This is a genomic window from Herbaspirillum seropedicae (genome assembly GCF_001040945.1).
GTDB lineage: Bacteria > Pseudomonadota > Gammaproteobacteria > Burkholderiales > Burkholderiaceae_D > Herbaspirillum > Herbaspirillum seropedicae.
Window position 1 is genome coordinate 348591 of sequence record NZ_CP011930.1, and the last position, 17775, is coordinate 366365.

Sequence of the window (17775 nt, forward strand, 5' to 3'; positions counted from 1 at the left end):
TTTCTTATCCTCAGAATGGTGTGGAGGGTTGGAGCTTGTTGGGCAGGAATTCAGGGTGCGGTGCATGGCCCTGCAATTTGGCGAAGCGACATCGCAGGAAGTTGACGATCTCGGTCAGCAGCGGCAGGTGGGTGCGCAGCGCCGCATGGGTGATGCCGGCAAAGCGCGAGACCTGCGTGGGTACGCCTGCGCGGATCAGGCTGGAGGCGTATTTCTCGGCCTCGGGGCACAGTACGTCGCGCTCGGCGGTGGCGATGAAGGCCGGCGGCAAGCCCGCCAGGCGACTCACTTCCAGCGGCGCGGCATAGGGATGCAGGCGCTGCATGGTCTGCGGCAGGTACTGGCGATAGCTGGCCGCGCAGGTCTCGGCGGTGAGGTCCGATTGCAGGCGGGCGGCGTCACCCAGAAGGCGCATGCTCGGGTCCAGCATCGGGCTGATCAGCACCTGCGCGGCCAGCGGCTTGCCGCAGCGGTCGCGGGTCATGAGCGTCAGGCTGGCGGCCAGGCAGCCGCCGGCGTCGTCCCCGGCCACGACCATGCGGTCCAGGTCCACCTTCAGTTCAGTGGCGTTCTTGCAGGCCCAGGTCGCAGCGGCGAAAGCGTCCTCGGGGGCAGCCGGGAAGGGTTTGGCCGGGGCCAGCGCATAGCCCACTGACAGCACGGCCAACTGGCCATGCTCGGCGATGAAGCGCGCCGGGGTGTCGGCGTCCTCCAGCGAACCGCTGACGAAGCCGCCGCCGTGGAAGTACATCACCAGCGGGCGCTTCTGGCCGCGCGCCAAGGGAGTGGCCGGCAGGTAGAGGCGCACGGGAATGCGCCCCAGCGGGCCGGGAACGAAGAAATCGCGGATATCGAGTGAAGACGAACCTTGCATGATGTGCGCCTGGGCATGAGCCACTGGTCCAAGAATGGAGCGGATTGTGCGCCACAGCAGGGGTCTGAATAAACACCTATAATCCAACAACACTGTTCGGTTGCGCCGAACAATCGCAGTGATAAATTCCTTCACAATTGCACTCCGTGATGAGATCAAAGTGCCGGCGACGGCGCCGGCGGGCCTTCATGCGATGCTGCACGTAGAAGGGCGATGATGCGGATTTGTTGTTAAATGCTGCTAATTGCTGAAATTTGCATTAGATTGGAGAGATCTGCCCGGCTGGGCGGAGCGGCTCTCCGATCAAGGCGGGCCAGCGCGCCGGGGGCGGCGCGGGCTTGATGCCACCTGTATCCTTGCCCCCGTTTATCCCCGTTTGTCCCCCGTTTTTCCCGTTCGACGCCGCAGTCTGGCCGGGAAGACGGCCTCAAGGAGAGAGCAATGGACCGTTTCCAGGCCATGCAGGTCTTCACCGCCGTGGTGGATGCCAACAGCTTCACACGCGCTGCCGACAACCTGAACCTTCCGCGCACTACCGTCACCACCCTGGTCCAGGGGCTGGAAAGCATGCTGCAGGTGCGGCTGCTGAACCGCACCACGCGCCGCATCAGTCTCACGCCCGATGGCGCGGCCTACTACGAGCGCTGCGTACGCATCCTGGCTGACCTGGATGAGACCGAGCAGTCCTTCCGCAACGTCACCCGCGGTCCGCAGGGGCGCTTGCGCATTGACGTGCCGGCCTCGGTCGGGCGGTTGATGCTGTTGCCCAACCTGTGCGACTTCTATACCCGTTACCCCGATATCGAACTGATGATGGGCATGGGCGACCGCCCGGTGGACCTGGTGCAGGAAGCGGTCGATTGCGTCATCCGCATCGGCGAGCTGCAGGATTCGTCGATGGTGGCGCGCCGCATCGGCACCTTCCAGACCGTCACCTGCGCTGCGCCTGCCTATCTCGAACGGCACGGCGTGCCGCATACCATCGAAGACCTGCAGCAGCACAAGGCCGTGCATTACTTCTCCAGCCGTACGGGGCGCACCATCGACTGGGATTTCGTGGTCGAGGGCGTCACCCGCGAGGTGAAGATGAACGGCAAGCTGGCCGTCAACGAGGCCGATGCCTACGTCGAATGCGCGCTGCAAGGCTTTGGCATGGTGCAGGCGCCGCTGTACATGGTCACGCGCCACATCGACGAAGGCCGCCTGGTCGAAGTGCTGTCGCAATGGAAGCCGGCGCCCATGCCGATCTCGGTGGTCTACCTGCACAACCGCCATCTCTCGCCCAAGGTGCGCGCCTTCGTGGACTGGGTGGCCGAGCTGTTCGCCACCTGTCCGCTGCACAAGGCCTGCACCATGGGCATGGAAGAGAGCGAATGCCGCTTCGTCGACAAAGCCGAGACCAGTACCGTGCGCAACGTGGTGGAGCAATACAACATCGCCGAGAGCGTGTTCTGAAGCTGTTGATGTTGGCTTGGGTTCGGCGAGGATTATGCAGGGCAAGGCACGTTTTGCACGTGCCGAAAGCTGCCGATTTTTTGCCTGATCCTCTGCGTGTTGCGATTGGAGTTTCAGGTGGATTCGCGCTGGGGCCGGGTGTTGCGGACTGATGGCGTCATCATCGCTGCGCTCATTCGTGCAGTGGCATACCTGATTCTGCAAACTTCTTGCCTGATCCTCTGGCGATGGCTGCTGGAGGATAGTGCAATTGCCGGTCCGCGCTAAAGTTGCATCTGTTTTTCGAAAGAGAGAAGCTTATGGAGCTCGATCTGCACACCATCCAGGATGCCGCTGCGCTGCTGTCGCCCGAAGCGCATGACGCCGCGCCCGCGCCCGCACCTGCACCGGCAGGCGAGGAGGCGCGTTTCCAGGCCATGCAGCAGGAGTTGCTGCAACTGCTGGAGCACTACACCACTGGCGTGGAGGGGATGCTGGAGACGGCCATCCCCAACATGGAAATCTATCGCATCACCTGTCCGAGCGGCCCCAAGCATGCGGTGCAGAAGCCGGTCTTCGCGGTGATCGCGCAGGGTTCCAAGCGCATCTTCGTGGGTGATGAAATCTACGAATACGATCCCATGCATTACCTGGTCGCCTCGGTGGATCTGCCGGTGGTGGGCAAGGTCATGGTGACCAGTCCCGATGAGCCTTATCTGGGGCTGCGGCTGGAACTCGATACCCAGGAGATCGGCGAGCTGATCGGTGACGAGAACCTGCCGGCGGCAGCCCAGGTCAGCGAAGGCGCCGCCCGCGGGCTGTATGTGAACCGGCTCGACGTGGATCTGCTCGACGCCGTGCTGCGGCTGTTGCGCCTGCAGGAGAGACCGGCCGACGTGCCCATTCTGGCGCCGATGATACGGCGCGAGATCCTCTATCGGCTGCTGATGAACGGCCAGGGCGCGCTGCTGCGCCAGACCGTCCTGCAGGACAGCCAGATGAACCGTGTGGCCAAGGCCATCCGCCTGATCAAGGAAGGCTACGACCAGGCCTTGCGCATCGACGATATCGCGCGCGATGTGCACATGAGCGTGTCGTCGCTGCATCACCATTTCAAGCTGGTGACGGCCATGAGCCCACTGCAATACCAGAAGAACCTGCGGTTGCAGGAAGCGCGCAAGCTGATCCTCACCGCCGACGCCAGCGTGGCCACCGCCGCGCATCGGGTGGGCTATGAAAGCTCATCGCAGTTCAGTCGCGAATACAGCCGCCTGTTCGGCGCGCCGCCGCTGCGCGACAAGCGCCGCTGGCAGGAAGAGGAAGCGCCGGTGCTGTAGCGCCAGCGGCGGTGAGCGCCCGGCGCTAGAATGAGCGGCTCCCAGCAGTTAACTTATCCACACCCATTTTTGATTCGGAGACAGCATGCACTATCGTCGCCTCGGCAAGAGCAATCTCAAGGTATCGGCCCTGTGCCTGGGTTCCATGATGTTCGGGGACCAGACCGACCTGCAGGAGTCTGGCCGCATCGTGGCCTCGGCGCGCGAGCATGGCGTCAATTTCATCGATACCGCTGACGTCTATACCAAGGGCAAGTCCGAGGAAATCGTCGGCAAGCTGCTGGCCGGACAGCGCCACGAGTGGGTGCTGGCCAGCAAGCTGGGCAATGCCATGAGCGGCAAGCCCAATGAATCGAACTATTCGCGCAGCTGGATCGTGCGCGAGACCGAGAACATCCTCACGCGTCTCGATACCGATTACCTCGACATCCTCTACATGCACCGCGACTACCAGGACGAGAACCTGGAAGAAGCCGTGCAAGCCCTGGGCGACCTGATTCGCGTGGGCAAGATCCGTGGTTTTGGCGTCTCCAATTTCCGGGGCTGGCGCATCGCCGAGATCGTGCGCCTGTGCGAGAAGAACAATGTGCCGCTGCCGCTGGTCTGCCAGCCTTACTACAACCTGCTGAACCGCCAGCCTGAGGTGGAAATCCTGCCAGCCTGCGCCCACTATGGTCTGGGCGTGGTGCCGTACAGCCCGATTGCACGCGGCGTGCTGACCGGCAAGTACCAGCCCGGCCAGAAGCCCGCGCAGGATACGCGCGCAGGCCGTGGCGACAAGCGCATGATGGAAACCGAGTTCCGCGAAGAGTCGCTGCTGATCGCGCAGCGGTTGCAGCAGCACTGCGAAGCGCGCGGCGTCAAGCTGGGCCAGTTCGCCACCGCCTGGGTGCTGGCCAACTCGGCCATCAGCAGCGTCATCGCCGGGCCGCGTACGCTGGCGCAGATGGAGGATTACTATGATGCGGCGGAATTGAAGATCAGTGCCGAGGAAGAAGCGCTGGTGGATTCGCTGGTGACGCCGGGGCATGCGTCCACCCATGGGTATAACGATCCCAACTATCCGTTCTTTGGGCGCGTGGTGAGGGGCTGACTCTCGCCGGTAATGCACGGGGACGGTTGTCGAGGCTGCTCGTCAATATAGGCGGTGCGGCCGTCCCCGCTGCGTCAAGAGCTGATCCAGGGCCGAGAGGCGCGGATGAGATTGATGCGGCTATTCCATTCCCACCAGGGTGAACAAGTGGGGCGAGGCGACGGCAGAGGCTGGATACAGATTGGGTTTGTCTCGGAATTGAGGATGGGTGAAGGCGTCACGGAAGTGGCGCGTGGATTCCCAAACAGCGTAATTCATGAAGACGGAGCTGTCGCCTGCTCCCTTGTGCAGTTGCGTCGAGATGAAACCGGGTTGCTTCCTCATCCAGTCGGCGTCCGCTTTCCAGGCTTTCTTGAAGGCGTCGATATCTTTCGTGTCCACCGTGAAGATGTTGACCAGTACGACAGGGGACTCGTTGCCATTGAGCTGCTTGCCGATTGGGAAATTGGCGTCCAGTGGACGCATCTGGACAGATCGTGCGTCCTGCCTCGGCGCCGCCGTCTGGGCCAGGGCTGGGCGCGAGCTGATGAGGCCGGCAAGGGTAAGGGTGACCGCTGCGACGGCCAGGAAACGGGGTGGCTTCATTGGAAACTCCTATAGTGTTGGCGGTACTGCATGGGGAGAGTGCGTCGGCGATGGCGTGATTCGCCCGTCGGCCTCTGTCGTGGATGCCGTCCTTGGTATGGCAATCAACAGAATGAGGACGCTAGCAGGGGGCCGAAGATGCGCTCAGTGGCCAGTTAGCGCCACATCGGTTCGGGACCGAATCCGCCCCGCTCGTCTGCGGGCCATAGGACCCTGTAGCCTTCATCCGCCACCTCATGGCGCATCGATTTCTTTTGAATAGACGGCCGTCAATGTCGCGACGATGTCGGTGAGCGCTTTCAGGTCCGTTCCCTTGATCTTCGCTGCCGTTTGGGTCGCGTGCGCAATCCAGCGTTCGTAGATTGCAGCATGAACGGCCTGGCCCCGCTGGGTCAGTTCGTAAAGAGGGGAGCGTTGGTGTATCGGATTGACTTGGCTTTGCATGAGTCCATCCTCGACAAGCTGGTTGACCTGCTTTTGCGCCCCTTGCCGCGTCATGCCCATATTTGCCGCAATCTGTGGAACAGTGAGCGGCCGCTCTGCAATGGCAATCGCACCCAGCATCTGCCATCGCGCGCTGCTCAAGCCTTCAGGGGCGACGAATTCATTGCCCCAGTCGATCAACGCACCGTTGAGACGAAAGATCGCCAAAACCAGGTCTGATAACTGCATCGCTTTGGTACGCGACATCATGGACTCCAGTAACCATATTGGAAATAGGTTACCAATATGGTTACTGGTTGTCAATAAGTCGGATTCTCGAAATGACCTGGGGCGGTGCCTATGTCGTCTCCGCATGGGGGACCTGATGTTGATCGGCCTGATGAGGTATTGACGGTGGAGATCATGGGCGGTCCCCACTTTCGGCGTTTCATCGCAACGCGCTGACCCGCCGCGCCCCCTCCGCCTTGATCTGCTGGATATCCGTCCCCGGCACCACCAGGTCCATGCCGATGCCCTTCATGCGCTGGGCCATCTCCATGGTGCCGGCAAAGATCCCCACGTACTTGCCCAGCTTGCGCGCCAGCGCCAGCAGATGATCGATGGCCTCGTTGAGGCGTACATCGTCGTAGGCGTCCGGCGCCAGGCCCAGTTCGATGGCCAGGTCGCTGGGGCCGATGAAGATGCCGTCCAGGTCGGGCGTCTGCAGGATCGCCTCCGCGTTGGCATAGCCTTCGCGGGTCTCGATCATGGCCAGGGTCAGGAGGGTGGCGTTGGCATGGGTGAAGTAATCCGCGCCGCCATACAGGAAGCCGCGCGCCGGACCATAGCTGCGTCCACCGCGCGGCGAATAATGGCAGGCCCGCACGAAGCGCTCGGCGTCGGCCGCGGTGTTGATGAGCGGGCAGATCACGCCATAGGCGCCGGCATCGAGCAGCTTATTGATTTCGCCCAGGCTGTTTTCCGAGCAGCGCACCAGCGGCACGGCGGGGGTGCTGGAGATGGCCTGCAGCATCGGCAGCGCGGCGTCGATGGAGAAGGGGCCGTGCTGCAGGTCTACCGTCACGGCGTCGTAGCCGCTGTGCGCGATCACTTCGGCCAGGAGGGCGTTGCCCATCGATACCCAGCCCGAGAGGGCCAGTTGCTGTTGCGCGAACAGGGTGCGCAGCCGGTTTTCCCGCATCTTTCGTCTCCCATGGATCAGGCCAGCAAGCGGCTGGCGAGGCTCCATGGTAAGTCTGAATGGGCGGCTAAGGCATGAAACTTCTTCAGGTGCGGTAGCGGAAGGGCGTGTCGTCGATGCTGCACGGCCGGCCGGCGATCTGGTCGGCGATCAGCGCGGCGCTGCCGCAGGCCAGCGTCCAGCCCAGTGCGCCCTGGCCGATGTTGAGATAGAGATTGTCCACAGGACAGGCGCCGACAATGGGAACCCCGCTGGGGGTGGCCGGGCGGAATCCCATCCACGGCGACAGCCGGGCGTCCTCGCCCAGCACGCAGTCCGGGAAGAGTTCGCGCATACCCTGCTTGAGTTCGGCGATGGCGCGCGGCGGGATGCTGCGATCCTGTCCGACCAGTTCGATGCGGCCGGCCACGCGCAGGCGCTGGCCCAGGCGGGCATAGACGATCTTCCTGGCGATATCGGTGATCGATACCTGCGGGGCGGCTGCGCGGCTGGCCTCATCCTCCAGCGGGACGGTGATGCTGTAGCCCTTGAGCGGATAGAGCGGCAGGCGCAGGTCGAGCTGGCGGGCGAAGTCGGCGCTGTCAGCACCCAGCGCCAGCACGAAGCGCTGCGCGCTGATCCATTCATTGCCCGCCTGCACCGCGCTCAGCGCGCTGCCTTGACGGCGCACGGCAGTGATCCTGGCGCCGCCGATGAAGCGGAAATTCGGGTCCGCCTGCATGGCGGCGACCAGGGCGCGGCAGAAGGCGGGGCAGTCGCCGGCCTCTTCGCTGCGTGTATAGACGCCGCCGACCCAGTCGCGCTGCGAACGGCCCAGTGCAGGTTCGATGCGGATGCACTGGGCCGCGTCCAGCACTTCCTGCTGGCAACCATATTGGGCCTGGAATCGCACTTGCCCGGCCGCCGCTTCCAGGCCCTGGGCATCGGTGAACATGACCAGCTTGCCGGAGCGCTGGTGGTCGAAGGACAGCTTCAGCCTGCCATTCCACTGCGTCAACTGGTCGCGGCTGTAGAAGGCCAGTTGCAGCAGGTCGATGGTGGTCTGGCGCACGCTGCCAGCGTTGCAGTAGCGCAGGAAGCCGGCCAGCCAGCGGTACTGGGCGGCCTCCAGCGTGGGTTTGATGGTCAGCGGCGAGTCCTTGCTGAACAGGTAGTAGGCCCACTTGGACCAGACCGAGGGATCGGCCAGCGGCGCCACATAGGAGTAGCTCAGCTGCGCGCCGTTGCCCTGGCTGGTGCCAGCGCCGGGTTGGTCGCGCTCATCAATCAGGCTGACCTGGTGGCCATCCTGCAATAATCGGTAGGCAGTGGTAACGCCGATCACGCCGGCGCCCATGACGCAAATATGCATGGTGTTTCGTCGAAGTCTGTGAAGAACCGCGTGGCGCGTGGCCTGCAGCGGATCAGCATCAGACTACCGAAGAGCCGCGCAGGTGTCACATGCCGAATCGGCATGAGCTTTGCGTGTGCGCACAAGCGTTTTGCGCATGGCAATCTCCGGGGCGGGCGCATGCTGCGCTACAATAGCGCCCGATGCAGGCCAGACAGCCGCTGGCCGCCTTCGCAAGGAGGCGGCGGGAGGAAGGTCCGGACTCCACAGAGCAGGGTGACGGTTAACGGCCGTCCGCTGAAAGCCGGCGCAAGCCGGTATAAGGCGAGGAACAGGGCCACAGAGACGAGCGTATTAAGTTACGGTGAAACGCGGTAACCTCCACCTGGAGCAATTTCAAATAGGCACGCGTTGATGTGGCTCGCGGAGCGTGCGGGTAGAAAGCTTGAGCGGCGGAGCAATCCGTCGCCTAGAGGAATGGCTGTCATAGCGGGTTTCCCGCCGTAACAGAATCCGGCCTACCGGCCTGCTTCATTGAATTCGATTCGTTCATAACAACACTGCGGCCCGTGGGCACTGCGGGCTCGCCAGCGACCCCAGGAGACCCATGAACCAAGCCGCCGCCCCCGTGGTATTCGAAGAACTGACGGCCGCCAATGGCCGCCGCATCGGCATCGCCACCCTCGCTTCCGAAAAGACCCTGCACGCCATCTCGCTGGAGATGGTGCAGCTGCTGACGCCGCAACTGCAGCACTGGCAGGCCGATCCGGAGGTAGCCATGGTGGTCCTGCAGGCGCAGGGCGAGAAGGCCTTCTGCGCCGGCGGCGACCTGCAGCAGCTCTATCGCTCCATGCGCGAGCATCACGCCTCGCCGGCGCGCGAGGATATCCGCGCCAATCGCTATGCGGCCGAATTCTTCGAGCAGGAATACCGGCTGGATTATCTTATCCACAGCTTCACCAAGCCTATCCTGTGCTGGGGACATGGCATCGTCATGGGCGGCGGCATTGGTCTCATGGCCGGGTGCAGTCATCGCGTGGTCACCGAAAAGTCGCGCCTGGCCATGCCCGAGATCACCATCGGCCTGTATCCGGATGTGGGCGGGAGCTGGTTCCTGGCGCGCATGCCGGGCAAGATCGGGATTTTCCTGGCGCTCACCGGGGCCAACCTGAATGCCCAGGATGCGCTGTTCGCGGGGCTGGCCGACTATGGCATGGCGCATGCGTCCAAGGCAGCGGTGTTCGATGCGCTGCTGTCGCAGCCCTGGGGTCAGGGACGCGACGCCGAGTTGCTCGACCGCGTCCTGGCCGGCGCCCAGGCAGCGTCGCGGCGGGAGGGGGTGGCGGCGTTCGTGCCGTCCAACTTGCGCTCCCATTTCGACCAGATCGAGGCGCTGTGCCGCCGGCCCACCCTGCCGGAGATCGTCGACGCCATCCTGGCGGTGCAGACCGATGACGCCTGGCTGCTCAAGGCCCAGTCGACCTTGCGCGCGGGCGCGCCTGGTTCGGCCTGGCTGGGCTATGCGCTGCAGAAAAAGGTGCGTCCGCTGTCGCTGGCCGAGGTGTTCCGGCTGGAATTCGTGGTCTCGCTGCATTGCGCGGCGCGGCCTGATTTCGTCGAGGGCATCCGCGCGCTGATCATCGAGAAGGATCAGAAACCACAATGGAAGCCAGCCTCGCTGAAGCAGGCCACGCCGGCGTGGGTGGAAGGGTTCTTCGCTGATCCCTGGACCCAGGGTGGCCATCCGCTGGCCGACCTGGGGCGCTGAGTCCGTTCACAGGCCCGCCTCGGACAAGCCGGGCTGGTCCGCCCGGCGCGGATGGACGAGCCAAAGCAAGGTTCGCAGACCAAGATCGGAAGGGGCTGTCAGCGGAGGGGCAATGCGGGAGAGGGTTGGTGCAGGGAGGTACTGAGAGGCACTGCGCGGATTGTTGTGGGAGGAGGACCGGCCTGGAGAGGCCGGTTTTCGATTTGAATGCCATGAACCTGGTTCATGGCATTCAAATGCAGAATTATTTCTTCTTCTTGTTCACGGCTTCCTTGAAAGCCTTGCCAGCCGAGAACTTGACGGTGGTCGCAGCGGCGATCTTGATTTCTTCGCCGGTTTGCGGGTTGCGGCCGGTACGGGCAGCGCGCTTGCCGGTCGAGAAGGAACCGAAGCCAACCAATTGCACGGTATCGCCCTTGGTCACGGCCTTGATGATGTTCTCGATGACGGAGTCCAGCGCGCGCTGGGCTGCTGCCTTGGAGATCTCGGTGTCGGCGGCGATAACGTCAACCAATTCAGATTTGTTCACTTGAAAATTCCTTTCACTGTTAAGGTGCCCAGATTTTAGCACTGGAATGAGCCGGATTCGCAAGCCCTATCTGCGTTTTGAGCCGATTTGACCTGGACGCATCCAGCCTTGATTGAAAAAAATCGACCGGTCTTTCGACGCTGGCGAGCAGCCCGGAAAATATCCGTACTGGCGCTTCGATCTTCCCAAAGACACGGATAGTAAAAGGTGGGCGGCGCGGAAGTCAAAGCAAAATCGCGTTGAACCCCCATTTGATGAAGATTCGGGAGGAATTTGCCGCGCTGCGATGAACTAAAGTTGTGCTGCAAAATCCATCTCGATCTTTCTCGGCACTCGCAAATCAGGTCAGCTTGACCCGCTTCTGTTGTCGTCCCTTATCGTTGCCTTCTTGTGGTGCGGGGAAGCTCGTCCACTCCGCGCAAATGCCCGCCGTTACGCAATTCTGACGCGAAACACATGTGTAAAGCTCAGGTTGCACCTTCAATGTAAATGCTAAGTCCTTCATTTAGTTCGAAAAACTTCCCGCAACGGTGTGTTAAGGAAGTGCGCTAAGTCTTTGACTTTATTAGCAAAATCCCTGTTTTTCCCTGCGTATACCGCTTGACCTGCCATAGTGCATCCTCTAAAGTGGGCGGCAGTGTCAAAAAGTGTTTTTTTGTGGGGCGTTTTTGCAAAGTCATTTGCATTTGCCCTTCGCGACAAGACACCCCGATCAACAATCCCAGTAATCTCACTCGCCACAGGCGAAGGAAAACACAGTGTTCCAGGGCGCGTCAGCACTCAATCTCGATGCCAAAGGACGGATGACCATTCCGGCCAAGCATCGTGACGCCCTCATGGTGCAGTGCGAAGGGCGCGCCACCGTGACGCGCCATCCGCATGGCTGCCTGCTGTTCTTCCCGCGCCCGACCTGGGAGACGCATCGCGAGCAGATCGCCAACTGGCCGATGTCGGCCCGTGCCTGGCAGCGCATCTTCCTGGGCAATGCCCAGGACGTGGAACTGGACAGCGCCGGCCGCATCCTGATTGCGCCTGAGCTGCGCGTGGCCGTGGGCCTGCAGCGCGATGTGATGTTGCTGGGCATGGGTAGCCATTTCGAAATCTGGGATGCCGTCAAGCTGGCCGAAAGCGAAGCCGAGGCCGTGGCGGGTGGCATGCCGGATGTGTTGAGTAATTTTTCCTTCTGACGGTCGGACGAGATGAATTTGCAACCGGTGCCCGAGCTGCAGCACCGCACCGTGCTGTTGGAAGAAGCCGTGGACGCGCTGGCCATCGAGGGCGAGCGCGCCAATGGCGTTTATCTGGACGGAACCTTTGGTCGCGGCGGTCACAGCCGCGCCATCCTGTCCCGGTTGGGCCCGCAGGGCCGTTTGATCGCATTTGATAAGGACCCGTTGGCCATCGCCACGGCGCAGAAGATCGCCGATCCGCGTTTCGAGATCGTGCATGACAGCTTCGCGACCATGGACCAGGCGCTGGCCGAGCGCGGCATTGCCCGCGTGGACGGGGTATTGATGGATTTGGGCATTTCCTCGCCGCAGGTGGATGACGCTGCGCGCGGTTTCAGTTTCAGGCTCGATGGCCCGCTGGACATGCGCATGGACACCACGCGCGGCGTGTCGGCAGCGGAATGGCTGGCAACGGCGGATGAACAGCAGATTGCAAAGGTGATACGAGATTATGGGGAAGAACGGTTTGCTCTTCAGATTGCAAAGAAGATTGTTGCTGGCCGGGCAGTCGAGCCAATTTCAAGCACACGACAGCTTGCCGCGCTCGTGGCACAAGCCGTCAAAACCCGCGAGAAAGGCAAAGACCCGGCCACTCGTACCTTTCAGGCTGTACGGATTTTCGTCAATCAAGAGCTTGAAGAACTCGAAGTAGGACTGGAGAAGGCCTTTGCCCAGATGGCGCAGCACGGGAGATTGGTTGTGATCAGCTTTCACTCGCTGGAAGATCGCATCGTCAAGCAGTTCATGGCCTCCAAGGCCCATGCGCCGCAGCCCGACCGCCGCCTGCCGATTCGTGCCGTCGACCTGCCGCAGGCGCCGGCGCGCCTGCTGCCGCGGGTCATGCCCAGCGCCGGCGAGGTCGAGGCCAACCCGCGCGCGCGCTCGGCCGTCATGCGCGGCCTGGAGCTGATCGTGGCCGCGCCCGCGCAAGGAGCCTCGGCGTGACCGGCCGCCTGTGCCTCCTGCTGACCATCCTGCTGGTGGCGTGCGCGCTGTCGGTGGTGAGCGCGCAATACAAGGCGCGCAGCCTCTTCATCGAACTGGAACGCGCCCAGAGCGCGGCTCGCCAGCTCGACGTGGACTGGGCGCAATTGCAGCTGGACCAGTCCACGCTGGGCAAGAACGCCCGCATTGAGGAACTGGCCCGGCGTGACCTGGGCATGGTGCCGGTCTCGGCCGCCCGTACCCAATACCTGACCGTGGGAGCGCCATGACCAAGATGCCTCCCCGCACCAACCTGTCCGGCGGTCGCGTGGCCGCTTCCAAGGGCGTGGCGTTTTCCTCCAATCCCATCCTGCAGGTCAAGCTGCCGGCCTGGCGCTCGCGTTTCGTGCTGTTCGTGCTCTTCGTCGCCTTTGTCGCGCTGGTGCTGCGGGCCTTGTGGCTGCAGGGCGTGTCCACCGACTTCCTGCAGAAGCAGGGCGCCTCGCGTTATGCCCGCACGCTGGAGCTGCCCGCCACGCGCGGCAAGATCACCGACCGCAACGGCCAGGTGCTGGCTTCGTCCGTGCCGGTCAAGGCCATCTGGGCCATCCCCGAAGACGTCCAGGCCGCGCCCAAGGACAAGCTGGTGCAACTGGCCAAGCTGCTGGAGATGAGCGACGCCGACCTGCGCAAGAAGCTCGACTCCGACCGCAGCTTCGTCTACCTCAAGCGCCAGGTCGAGCAGGATACCGCCGACAAGATCGTCAAGCTGGGCATTCCCGGCATCGAGACCCGCAAGGAATACAAGCGCTTCTATCCTGAAGGGGAGGTGATGGCGCACGTGGTCGGCTTCACCAATATCGAGGATGCCGGCCAGGACGGCATGGAACTGGCCGCCCAGAAGACCCTGGCCGGTGTGACCGGCAGCCGCCGCGTCATCAAGGACCGCCTGGGCCGGGTAGTGGAAGACATCGAATCCATCCGCGAGCCGCACGATGGCCGCGACCTGACCCTGTCCATCGACAGCAAGATCCAGTACATAGCCTTCACCCAGTTGAAGGAAGCGGTGGAGAAGTTCAAGGCCAAGGCTGGCGGCATCATCGTGGTCGACGCCAAGACCGGCGAGGTGCTGGCGCTGGCCAACCTGCCCACCTACAACCCCAACGACCGTTCGGTGCTGACCGGCGCGCAGCTGCGCAACCGCGTCGTGACCGATACCTTCGAGCCGGGCTCGACCATGAAGCCCTTCACGGTGGCGCTGGCGCTGGACACCCATCGCGTCACGCCTTCCACCGTATTCCAGACCGCCCCCGGCAAGATGACCATCGGCACCGCCACCATCGGCGACTCGCACGCCCATGGTCCGCTGACGGTGGCGCAGATCATCGAAAAGTCGTCCAACATCGGCACTGCCAAGATCGCCCTGGGCATGCCGCCGGAAGAGATGTGGGAAATGTTCACCACGGTCGGCTTCGGCCAGCAGCCCAAGTTCGGCTTCCCGGGCGCGGTGGCTGGCCGGGTGCGTCCGTACAAGTCCTGGCGTCCCATCGAGCAGGCCACCATGAGCTATGGTCATGGCATCTCGGTGTCGCTGATCCAGCTGGCGCATGCCTACCTGATCTTCGCCCGCAATGGCGACATCATTCCCCTGTCCTTCACCAAGGTCACCGATTCGCCCATCGGCCAGCGCGTGATCTCGGCCGATACCGCCCTGCAGATGCGTCGCATGCTCGAAACCGTGGTTGCTCCGGGCGGTACGGCTCCGCAGGCGCAGGTGCCGGGCTATCGCGTGGGCGGCAAGACCGGTACGGCCTACAAGATCGAGGGCGGCAAGTATGTGCGCAAGTATGTGGCCTCCTTCTCGGGCATCGCCCCGATGTCGGACCCGCGCCTGATCATCTCGGTCATGATCGACGAGCCGCAAGGCCAGCACTATGGCGGCCCGGTGGCCGGTCCCGTGTTTGCCAACGTGGCCGCCAACGCCTTGCGCGCGCTCAATGTGCCGCCGGACTCCAGCGTGACCAACATCATCATTCCCAAAGAACCGCTTGAGGAGAGCATGTGATGCCCGAGCGTGCTCTGAACCTCCACGATATCCAGGCCTGGCTGCGCCAGGCCGCGCCGTCGGCGCAGCTGACATCGGACTCGCGCCGCGTGGCGCCCGGTGACGTCTTCTTCGCCTATGTGGGCGACGCCGATGGGCGCTCCTATATAGCCGACGCGGTCGAGCGTGGCGCCGCCGCCGTGGTCTATGAAGCGGCCGGCTTCACCTGGCCGGCCCAGATCGACGTGCCGCACCTGGCGGTGACCGATCTCAAGTCGCACGCCGGCGAGATCGCCGCGTCCTGGTACGGCCAGCCCGACCAGGGCATGCTGACAGTGGCCGTCACTGGCACCAACGGCAAGACCTCCTGCGCCTACTGGCTGGGTATCGCGCTGTCGCGCCTGGCTGGCGCCAGCACCGCCGGCGTGATCGGCACCCTGGGCGTGGGCAGCTTCGTCAACGGCAAGCCGCAAGGCTTCGATGTCACTGGCTACACCACACCGGACGCCGTGCTGCTGCAACGCAGCCTGTTCAAGCTGGCGCAGGGTCGCGTGGGTGCGCTGGCCATCGAGGCCTCCTCCATCGGACTGGCCCAGGGCCGCATGAACGGCATGCACGTGGATGTCGCCTTGCTGACCAATTTCACCCGCGATCACCTGGATTTCCACGGTGACATGCAGACCTACGAAGACGCCAAGCGCAAGCTGTTCCAGTGGCCGGGCCTCAAGCACGCCGTGGTCAACCTGGATGACGACATGGGCCAGCGCCTGCTGCCGCTGCTGGCCGAGCGAAAGGTGCCGGTGATCGGCTACGCCATTGCCGACGAGCAGGGCGGCGACCCGCACGGCGTGCCGACCCTGCGCGCCAGCCAGCTGCGCAGCAGCCACACCGGCACCGTCTTCCACGTCGATTCACCCTTTGGCAGCGGGCAAGTCAAGACCCAGTTGGTCGGACGCTTCAACGTCAGCAATGTGCTCGGCATCATGGGCGTTCTGCTCACGCAGGGCGTGGCCTGGGACGCCGTGGTCGCGGCGGCCGCCGCACTGAGCCCCGCGCCGGGCCGCATGCAGCAATTCGGCGGCCCCGACGTGCCTCTGATCGTGATCGATTACGCGCATACGCCCGACGCCCTCGACAAGACCCTGTCCACCCTGCGCCAGCTGGCCACCCAGCGGGGCGGCCAGCTGTGGTGCGTGTTTGGCTGCGGTGGCGACCGCGATCCGGGCAAGCGCCCGCAGATGGGCCAGATCGCCGAGCAGGCCGATCAGGTGGTGCTGACCAGCGACAACCCGCGCAGCGAAGATCCGCAAGCCATCATCGACCAGATCCGCGCCGGCATGAGCCGCGTCGAACCCGTGGTGCTGCCGGACCGTGCCGGCGCCATCCTGTGGGCGATCCGCCATGCCACCAAGGCGGACGTGGTGCTGCTGGCCGGCAAGGGCCATGAGTCCTACCAGGAAATCGCCGGCAAGAAATTGCCCTTCCTCGATGCCGACCATGTCGCGCTGGCGCTGGCTGCGCGCTCGACCATGATGGGAGGCGCATGATGCGATTCGATTTCCGCCAGATGCTGGAATGGCTGCGCACCGCCGAAGCCGCCGCCTCCGCCCACACCGTGCCGGGCGTGGTCAATGCGCCGGCCGGCTTGCTCGCGCTCAACGATGTCGTGACCGACAGCCGCGCGGTCAAGCCCGGCAACGTTTTCGTCGCCCTGCGCGGCGAGCGTTTCGATGCCCATGACTTCCTCGACGCCGTGGCTGACCAGGGCGCCGCTGCCGTGGTGGTCGAACGCGTACCGCCGGGGCTGGCGCTGCCGGCCATCGTGGTGCCCGACACCCGCGCCGCACTGGGCCAGATCGCCCATGGCTGGCGCATGCAGCGGCAGATTCCGGTCATTGGCGTCACCGGCAGCAACGGCAAGACCACCGTCAAGGAAATGATCGCCACCATCCTCGCAGCAGCTTTTGGCGAGGAGGGCTATCTGGGCACGCGTGGCAATTTCAATAACGAGATCGGCGTGCCGCTGACCTTGTTCCGCCTGCGCGCACAGCACCAGGCCGCCGTCATCGAGATGGGCATGAACCATCCGGGCGAGATCGCGGTGCTCTCGCGCATTGCCGCGCCCACGCTGGGCCTGGTCAACAATGCCCAGCGCGAGCATCAGGAATTCATGGCCACCGTGGAAGCGGTGGCGCGCGAGAACGGCGCGGTGATCCGCCACCTGCCGGCCGATGGCGTGGCCGTGTTCCCGGCCGATGACGATTTCACGCCGCTCTGGCGCGAAGAGGCCGGGGCGCGTCGTGTGCTGAGCTTTGGCCTGAGTGCACAAGCCGACGTCAGCGCCAGCTATCAGGCCACGGCCTTTGGCAGCACCTTGCAAGTCGCCGTCAAGGGTCTGGCCGTGCCGCCAGCGCAGTTCAAGGTCGAGCTGGCCGCCGTGGGCGAGCACAATGTACGCAATGCCCTGGCCGCCGCCGCTTGCGCGCTCGGCGCCGGCATCGCCATCGAGGCCGTGGTGCGCGGGCTGGAGAGCTTTGCCCCGGTCAATGGCCGGCTGCAGCGCAAAGAGGCCAGAAGCGGCGCGCTGGTGATCGATGACACCTACAACGCTAACCCGGATTCGGTCCGCGCCGCCATCGACGTGCTGGCCGCCATCGCCGGACCGCGTGTGCTGGTGCTGGGCGACATGGGCGAGGTCGGCGACCAGGGACCGCAGTTCCACGCCGAGATCGGCGCCTATGCGCGCAGCCGTGGCATCCCGCTCTTCTTCGGCCTGGGCGAATTGACGAAACACGCCGTCACGGCCTATGGCGCCACACCGCAAGGGGTTGCGCAGGCCCTGCATTTCGACGACATCGCCGCACTCAATGCAGCGGTGGAGCAGGCCGCGCCGCAAGGTGCGACCGTTTTGGTAAAAGGTTCACGCTTCATGAAGATGGAGCGAGTTGTACAGCATCTGGTCAACGTTGAATCCCCCACGCAACATCAACAGGAGACCCATTAG

The 17775-nt window shown here is 63.7% G+C and carries 16 protein-coding genes and 1 other RNA gene; 11 read left to right on the forward strand and 6 right to left on the reverse strand.

Going from position 1 to position 17775, the window contains the following annotated elements; genetic code table 11:
- Positions 1-10: 10 nt before the first annotated feature.
- The gene (locus ACP92_RS01570; protein WP_232284891.1) at positions 11-874 is read right to left on the reverse strand and encodes an alpha/beta hydrolase; all 864 of its coding nucleotides are present in this window, start codon (positions 872-874) and stop codon (positions 11-13) included.
- Between the two features lie 441 nt (positions 875-1315).
- On the opposite strand from ACP92_RS01570, the gene ACP92_RS01575 reads away from it, so the two are divergent.
- The 3 genes from ACP92_RS01575 to ACP92_RS01585 all read left to right on the forward strand — a co-directional run bounded on the left by ACP92_RS01575 (position 1316) and on the right by ACP92_RS01585 (position 4738).
- A complete protein-coding gene (locus ACP92_RS01575; RefSeq protein ID WP_013232366.1) occupies positions 1316-2329 on the forward strand; it encodes a LysR family transcriptional regulator in 1014 nt (337 codons plus the stop codon).
- 299 nt (positions 2330-2628) lie between these two features.
- Positions 2629-3645 (forward strand): AraC family transcriptional regulator, encoded by a 1017-nt coding sequence (locus ACP92_RS01580; RefSeq protein ID WP_013232367.1) that lies wholly within the window; start codon positions 2629-2631, stop codon positions 3643-3645.
- An 85-nt stretch (positions 3646-3730) separates the two neighbouring features.
- Positions 3731-4738 (forward strand): aldo/keto reductase, encoded by a 1008-nt coding sequence (locus tag ACP92_RS01585; protein ID WP_013232368.1) that lies wholly within the window; start codon positions 3731-3733, stop codon positions 4736-4738.
- A gap of 120 nt (positions 4739-4858) precedes the next feature.
- On the opposite strand, the gene ACP92_RS01590 is transcribed toward ACP92_RS01585, so the two are convergent.
- The 4 genes from ACP92_RS01590 to ACP92_RS01605 all read right to left on the reverse strand — a co-directional run bounded on the left by ACP92_RS01590 (position 4859) and on the right by ACP92_RS01605 (position 8298).
- Positions 4859-5203 (reverse strand): antibiotic biosynthesis monooxygenase family protein, encoded by a 345-nt coding sequence (locus tag ACP92_RS01590; protein WP_013232369.1) that lies wholly within the window; start codon positions 5201-5203, stop codon positions 4859-4861.
- Positions 5204-5557: 354 nt separating this feature from the next.
- Positions 5558-6016, reverse strand: a complete 459-nt coding sequence (locus ACP92_RS01595) for a MarR family winged helix-turn-helix transcriptional regulator (protein WP_013232370.1) — start codon at positions 6014-6016, stop codon at positions 5558-5560.
- 178 nt (positions 6017-6194) lie between these two features.
- Positions 6195-6947 (reverse strand): HpcH/HpaI aldolase family protein, encoded by a 753-nt coding sequence (locus tag ACP92_RS01600; protein WP_013232371.1) that lies wholly within the window; start codon positions 6945-6947, stop codon positions 6195-6197.
- 85 nt (positions 6948-7032) lie between these two features.
- A complete protein-coding gene (locus ACP92_RS01605) occupies positions 7033-8298 on the reverse strand; it encodes a D-amino acid dehydrogenase (protein ID WP_013232372.1) in 1266 nt (421 codons plus the stop codon).
- 181 nt (positions 8299-8479) lie between these two features.
- Here ACP92_RS01605 and rnpB point away from each other — a divergent pair.
- Both rnpB and ACP92_RS01610 read left to right on the forward strand, forming a co-directional pair.
- Positions 8480-8814: RNase P RNA component class A (gene rnpB / locus ACP92_RS24095), an RNA gene on the forward strand.
- A 70-nt stretch (positions 8815-8884) separates the two neighbouring features.
- Positions 8885-10045, forward strand: a complete 1161-nt coding sequence (locus ACP92_RS01610) for an enoyl-CoA hydratase/isomerase family protein (protein WP_013232373.1) — start codon at positions 8885-8887, stop codon at positions 10043-10045.
- A gap of 244 nt (positions 10046-10289) precedes the next feature.
- Here ACP92_RS01610 and ACP92_RS01615 read toward each other — a convergent pair whose 3' ends face one another.
- Positions 10290-10574: an HU family DNA-binding protein gene (locus ACP92_RS01615; protein ID WP_006465510.1), complete on the reverse strand. Its 285-nt coding sequence runs from the start codon at positions 10572-10574 to the stop codon at positions 10290-10292.
- A 758-nt stretch (positions 10575-11332) separates the two neighbouring features.
- Here ACP92_RS01615 and mraZ point away from each other — a divergent pair.
- The 6 genes from mraZ to ACP92_RS01645 are packed head-to-tail and all read left to right on the forward strand — an operon-like array spanning position 11333 to position 17775.
- Positions 11333-11761: a division/cell wall cluster transcriptional repressor MraZ gene (gene mraZ / locus ACP92_RS01620; protein WP_041310010.1), complete on the forward strand. Its 429-nt coding sequence runs from the start codon at positions 11333-11335 to the stop codon at positions 11759-11761.
- 12 nt (positions 11762-11773) lie between these two features.
- Positions 11774-12748: a 16S rRNA (cytosine(1402)-N(4))-methyltransferase RsmH gene (gene rsmH / locus ACP92_RS01625; protein WP_013232376.1), complete on the forward strand. Its 975-nt coding sequence runs from the start codon at positions 11774-11776 to the stop codon at positions 12746-12748.
- Positions 12745-13017, forward strand: coding sequence for a cell division protein FtsL (gene ftsL, locus ACP92_RS01630; protein ID WP_013232377.1), 273 nt, complete (start codon positions 12745-12747; stop codon positions 13015-13017). The genes rsmH and ftsL overlap by 4 nt, the downstream gene beginning before the upstream one ends.
- The gene (locus tag ACP92_RS01635; RefSeq protein ID WP_013232378.1) at positions 13014-14792 is read left to right on the forward strand and encodes a peptidoglycan D,D-transpeptidase FtsI family protein; all 1779 of its coding nucleotides are present in this window, start codon (positions 13014-13016) and stop codon (positions 14790-14792) included. Before ftsL ends, ACP92_RS01635 begins: the two co-directional genes overlap by 4 nt.
- Positions 14792-16318, forward strand: coding sequence for a UDP-N-acetylmuramoyl-L-alanyl-D-glutamate--2,6-diaminopimelate ligase (locus ACP92_RS01640; RefSeq protein WP_013232379.1), 1527 nt, complete (start codon positions 14792-14794; stop codon positions 16316-16318). Before ACP92_RS01635 ends, ACP92_RS01640 begins: the two co-directional genes overlap by 1 nt.
- Positions 16315-17775 (forward strand): UDP-N-acetylmuramoyl-tripeptide--D-alanyl-D-alanine ligase, encoded by a 1461-nt coding sequence (locus ACP92_RS01645; protein ID WP_013232380.1) that lies wholly within the window; start codon positions 16315-16317, stop codon positions 17773-17775. Before ACP92_RS01640 ends, ACP92_RS01645 begins: the two co-directional genes overlap by 4 nt.

Bases quoted from the DNA above. Each gene is read 5' to 3' on its own strand.
- ACP92_RS01570 (WP_232284891.1), bottom strand. From the start codon at position 874: ATGCAAGGTTCGTCTTCACTCGATATCCGCGATTTCTTCGTTCCCGGC.
- ACP92_RS01575 (WP_013232366.1), top strand. From the start codon at position 1,316: ATGGACCGTTTCCAGGCCATGCAGGTCTTCACCGCCGTGGTGGATGCC.
- ACP92_RS01580 (WP_013232367.1), top strand. From the start codon at position 2,629: ATGGAGCTCGATCTGCACACCATCCAGGATGCCGCTGCGCTGCTGTCG.
- ACP92_RS01585 (WP_013232368.1), top strand. From the start codon at position 3,731: ATGCACTATCGTCGCCTCGGCAAGAGCAATCTCAAGGTATCGGCCCTG.
- ACP92_RS01590 (WP_013232369.1), bottom strand. From the start codon at position 5,203: ATGCGTCCACTGGACGCCAATTTCCCAATCGGCAAGCAGCTCAATGGC.
- ACP92_RS01595 (WP_013232370.1), bottom strand. From the start codon at position 6,016: ATGATGTCGCGTACCAAAGCGATGCAGTTATCAGACCTGGTTTTGGCG.
- ACP92_RS01600 (WP_013232371.1), bottom strand. From the start codon at position 6,947: ATGCGGGAAAACCGGCTGCGCACCCTGTTCGCGCAACAGCAACTGGCC.
- ACP92_RS01605 (WP_013232372.1), bottom strand. From the start codon at position 8,298: ATGCATATTTGCGTCATGGGCGCCGGCGTGATCGGCGTTACCACTGCC.
- ACP92_RS01610 (WP_013232373.1), top strand. From the start codon at position 8,885: ATGAACCAAGCCGCCGCCCCCGTGGTATTCGAAGAACTGACGGCCGCC.
- rsmH (WP_013232376.1), top strand. From the start codon at position 11,774: ATGAATTTGCAACCGGTGCCCGAGCTGCAGCACCGCACCGTGCTGTTG.
- ACP92_RS01635 (WP_013232378.1), top strand. From the start codon at position 13,014: ATGACCAAGATGCCTCCCCGCACCAACCTGTCCGGCGGTCGCGTGGCC.
- ACP92_RS01640 (WP_013232379.1), top strand. From the start codon at position 14,792: ATGCCCGAGCGTGCTCTGAACCTCCACGATATCCAGGCCTGGCTGCGC.
- ACP92_RS01645 (WP_013232380.1), top strand. From the start codon at position 16,315: ATGATGCGATTCGATTTCCGCCAGATGCTGGAATGGCTGCGCACCGCC.